Raw genomic sequence first — 3972 nt, 5'->3', positions numbered from 1 at the left:
TATCGCACGCTGCCGAATGTCTTTCCCCTGCCCCACCTCGGCAGCGCCACAATTGAAACGCGCACGGCGATGGGCATGCGCGCGCTGGATAATCTTGCGGCGGTTCTGGGCGGGCGGGCACCGCTGCACCCGATTTCCGTATGACAAAAGCCTCCATAATCCACACTTAGGCGCCGGCTTCCCCTTGCCGTCGCCCCATAAATGGGGCAGCTTTGATGGGAATTGCCGCGAATTGCGGGTAGTGAGGTGAGTATCTTTATGGCCATGGGGCAGGAACTAGCGCGCGAATGACGGTGATCGGTTTTCCCCTCACGGTCATTGGCTTTCCCGCCAGCGCGGTTGCGCTGGTTGAAGAGGTTGTCGCCTCGGGACAATTGGCCCTGCAATCCTTGACCATTTTGTCCGCCGTTCCGGCCGACCCCAAGGCGCTGGCCCGGGAAGGCATTATTATGGCCGCCGTCGATCCGCTGAATGAGGTGGCGGTTTTAGCCCTACCCAAGCATCAACCGCCCGATGATGTTCCCCACCCCGCGCTGATTTTAGCGGCCCCGGCGAGCCGAAGCGATTTGCGCTTAAAGGCTATCGAAACCGGGTTTGATGAAATCATCACCCTGCCGCTGGACCGCGCCGAACTGGTGTCGCGCTTACGCTCGGGCCTGATGCTGCTCAATAGCCGGGTGGAAGTGCGGGAAGCGCGCATTACCGCCGAACAACGCTATGCCCTCATTGCGCTCGGTGCGAATGATGGGCTGTGGGATTGGGATTTAGCGTCGGGCCTCGTGCGCTATTCCTCGCGCCTCGCCGACATGATGGGCCTGCCGCCCGAGAGCAGCAGTTGCGTGATCGAAGATTGGCTTTCCTGCGTTCTGGCCGACGACCGCGATTGGGTGGACGCAACGCTAGACGAGCAGGTGCAAAACCCCTCGCGCGACTTCCGCATCGAATATCGGGTGCGCGATGCAAATGGCGATGTGCGCTGGGTTCTGTGCCGGGGCACGGCCTTAGGCGGCGGCGAAGGCGGCACGGCGACGCGAATGGCGGGCTCTCAGTCCGACATTACCTCCCGCAAAGAAGCCGAAGAGGCCTTACGGGCCAGCGAAGAGCGCTATGCGCTGGCTATCATGGCGGCCAAGGATGGGCTGTGGGATTGGGACGTTCGCACCAATTCCATTCTCTTCACGCCGCGCTGGAAAGAGATGATCGGCTGTTCCGCCGCCGATGTGGGTACCGACCCGGACGAATGGTTTAGCCGGGTCAACCCCGACGATCTGATCTGGCTGCAAGCCGCCGTCGAAGCGCAGATCGCGAGCGAAGAAGAGCCGTTCCAAATCGAATACCGCATTCGCCATACCGACGGCTCGGAACGCTGGATGCTCTGCCATGGCTTGACCATCCGCGACCCCTTGAGCGGGCGAGCAACGCGAATCGTCGGCTCGCAGTCCGATATTACCGAGCGCAAACAGGCGGAACAGCAGGTTCTGCACGACGCCTTCTACGATGCCACCACGGGCCTGCCCAACCGGGCGCTGTTTATGGACCGTCTGGCGCAAACCCTGCGCCGGTCTGACGGAACGATTGCCTCCTGCACCGTTCTCGTCGTGGAAGTGAACCGCTTTGCGAGCCTCGCCAACTCGCTGACGCCAACCCAGGCCGATCATCTGTTGCGCGAAATAGGCGAGCGCTTGGCGCAAACCCTCGTCGCGTCCGACACGCTGGCGCGATTGGAAGGGGCGAGCTTCGGCTTTTTGCTGCAAGGCGTTTGCGAAGAAGACGCGATTGGCCATAAGGCGCTCGCCATCCATACGGCCCTGAAAGCCGCCATCGACCTGCCCGGCGCGCAAGGGCTCTACGTTACTGCGCGGATTGGCGCGGCGATGCCGACCGGTAATCAGCGCGCCGAAGAGCTATTGCGCGATGCCTCGCGCGCGCTTAACCGCCCCGGCACCGACGCCGAAAAAAGCGTAGCCCTGTTTACCGCGAACGGGATGGACGACGGCGTCGACCCGCTGGCGCTGGAGCAGGATTTGCGCACCGCCATTGAGGCGGGCGATCAATTGCAACTGCATTATCAGCCGATTGTCGATCTCGTCTCCGGGCGGTTGGTGGGCTTTGAGTCGCTGATGCGCTGGCACCATCCCACGATGGGCTTGGTCTCGCCGATGCGCTTTATTCCGCTGGCCGAAGAAAGCAAACTGATTATTCCGATGGGCCTGTTTGCGCTCGATCAAGCCTGCCAGCAGGTCAATCGCTGGCGGCGCTTTCTGCCCGATGCGGCGGGCATGTTCATCAATGTGAATGTTTCCGGCGTGCAGATGCAGGAGGCGGATTTTGTCGAGCGCGTCGCCGAGATCCTCAGCCACCGCCAAACCCCTGCGGACGCGCTGAAGCTCGAAATCACCGAAAGCGTGGTGCTTGACGACGTCGACGGCATGCTGTCGATCCTCAGCCGCTTGAAGGCGATGGGGCTGCGCCTCGCCATCGACGATTTCGGAACCGGGTATAGTTCGCTGTCCTATTTGCATCAGTTCCGCTTCGATGCCGTCAAGATCGATCAATCCTTCGTGCGGGCCATGCGCCAACGCCCAGAAAATGGCCTTATCATCCGCATGATCGCCGAACTCGGCCGCGGCCTCGGCTGCGAAGTGATTGCCGAGGGGGTGGAAACGGCCAATGATGTCATTCGTTTGGCACAACTCGGGTGTATGTACGGCCAGGGCTACCATTTTGGGCGCCCCCGCGATCCGCTGACCATCGAACGCTTGCTTATGCCGGCACGCGAGGAGACCGAAGCGGTGCTTTAAGCCGACGGGTGTAATAATCGGGATGCGCCTTTGGGCGGCTTCCCCTATGATTAATCAGATCATTCCCGATTATAGGGAATCGACAGAATGCCGTGTGCAGCGCAATATCCAGCGGCAGAACGCCGATAGAGGCAGAGAGAATGAGCCGGACGATTACGAACGAAGATATCCTTCGCTCCTTGCTTCAAATTGGAACAGGGCTGCATAAGGAGTTTTCGGAATTCCGCGAAACCCTCAAAGTCGCTGCACTGACAATCAACGAGAAGAAGTTCGAGGAGGCCAAACACTTGGCCCGCGAACTGGAAGAACTATCCAAACATATTCTGAACACCAAGCGCGAGATTGCGCTGATCAGTGTGCAGACGGATGGTGGCAACTTCCAGTCGGCGAATTTCGAGTTGGATGCGGTGGTCAAGCAGACTGAAGACGCGACCAATAACATCATGACAGCCGCCGAGAATATCGATTCGCTCTCGGCAGCTTTGCGCGAAATCGATGATCCGGAAGAGCGCGCGGCAAAGATCACCGAGATCAATAACGAAGTGATCACGATTTATGAATCGTGCAACTTTCAGGATATTACCGGCCAGCGGATCCGCAAAATCGTGCGTATGCTGACCTATATCGAAACGCGCATCGAAAACATGATCCGCATTTGGGGCGCGAGCGAAATTGGTCAGATGACGGCCGGGGCCGCCGAAGAAGAACGCGCCGGTGCGAGTGACGAAGCCGATTTGCTGAACGGCCCGCAACTGCCCGGCGCGGCCGTCAGTCAGAACGAAATCGACGACTTCTTCCGCTAAGCACGCTGGCGGGGTGCCAAGAGGAACCCTGCCACAAGGCTGAACGCGGCATAGATCAAGCTCGCCCCGAAGCTGGCGAGAAATATCCCAAAACCGAGCGTGAGCAGCGCTAACGCGGCGCGCGTTAAACGACCCTTGAGCAGGCGCGCCCCGGCAATAAGCGCCACAACATAACCGCCTAGGAAGTTTTGCGCCGAAAGCTCGAACAGGGTCGAGACCGACCAGCCGAGACCGTGGGCCAAAACAAGCGTTGCCCCTGCCGATAGGCCAAAGCTGGACACCCGCAATAACCGTTTAATTTGGCCTGTCCTTCGGGGTTTTTGATCGTTATCGTTGGTGTAGGCGCATTTTTTGCCCATTTTTCTGCC

3 protein-coding genes are annotated in these 3972 nt (G+C 59.6%); 2 read left to right on the top strand and 1 reads right to left on the bottom strand.

From position 1 onward, the window contains the following. Positions 1-287 precede the first annotated feature (287 nt). On the top strand, positions 288-2801 hold the full coding sequence (locus ACIQ36_RS19025) for an EAL domain-containing protein (protein WP_395832280.1): 2514 nt from the start codon (positions 288-290) through the stop codon (positions 2799-2801). Positions 2802-2941: 140 nt separating this feature from the next. Further along, on the top strand, positions 2942-3604 hold the full coding sequence (locus ACIQ36_RS19020) for a protein phosphatase CheZ (RefSeq protein WP_395832278.1): 663 nt from the start codon (positions 2942-2944) through the stop codon (positions 3602-3604). On the opposite strand, the gene ACIQ36_RS19015 is transcribed toward ACIQ36_RS19020, so the two are convergent. Then, on the bottom strand, positions 3601-3972 hold a 372-nt coding region (locus ACIQ36_RS19015; RefSeq protein WP_395832276.1), incomplete at its 5' end, for a hypothetical protein. The two genes, ACIQ36_RS19020 and ACIQ36_RS19015, sit on opposite strands and share 4 nt — an antisense overlap.

The sequence above is a fragment of the Elstera sp. genome, from assembly GCF_044372965.1.
GTDB lineage: Bacteria > Pseudomonadota > Alphaproteobacteria > Elsterales > Elsteraceae > Elstera.
Note: the sequence above shows the minus strand (reverse complement) of the source record. Positions and strands in the feature narration are given on the sequence as shown.

Excerpts from the sequence above, each read along its gene's own strand:
- ACIQ36_RS19025 (WP_395832280.1), top strand. The coding sequence starts at position 288 with ATGACGGTGATCGGTTTTCCCCTCACGGTCATTGGCTTTCCCGCCAGC.
- ACIQ36_RS19020 (WP_395832278.1), top strand. The coding sequence starts at position 2,942 with ATGAGCCGGACGATTACGAACGAAGATATCCTTCGCTCCTTGCTTCAA.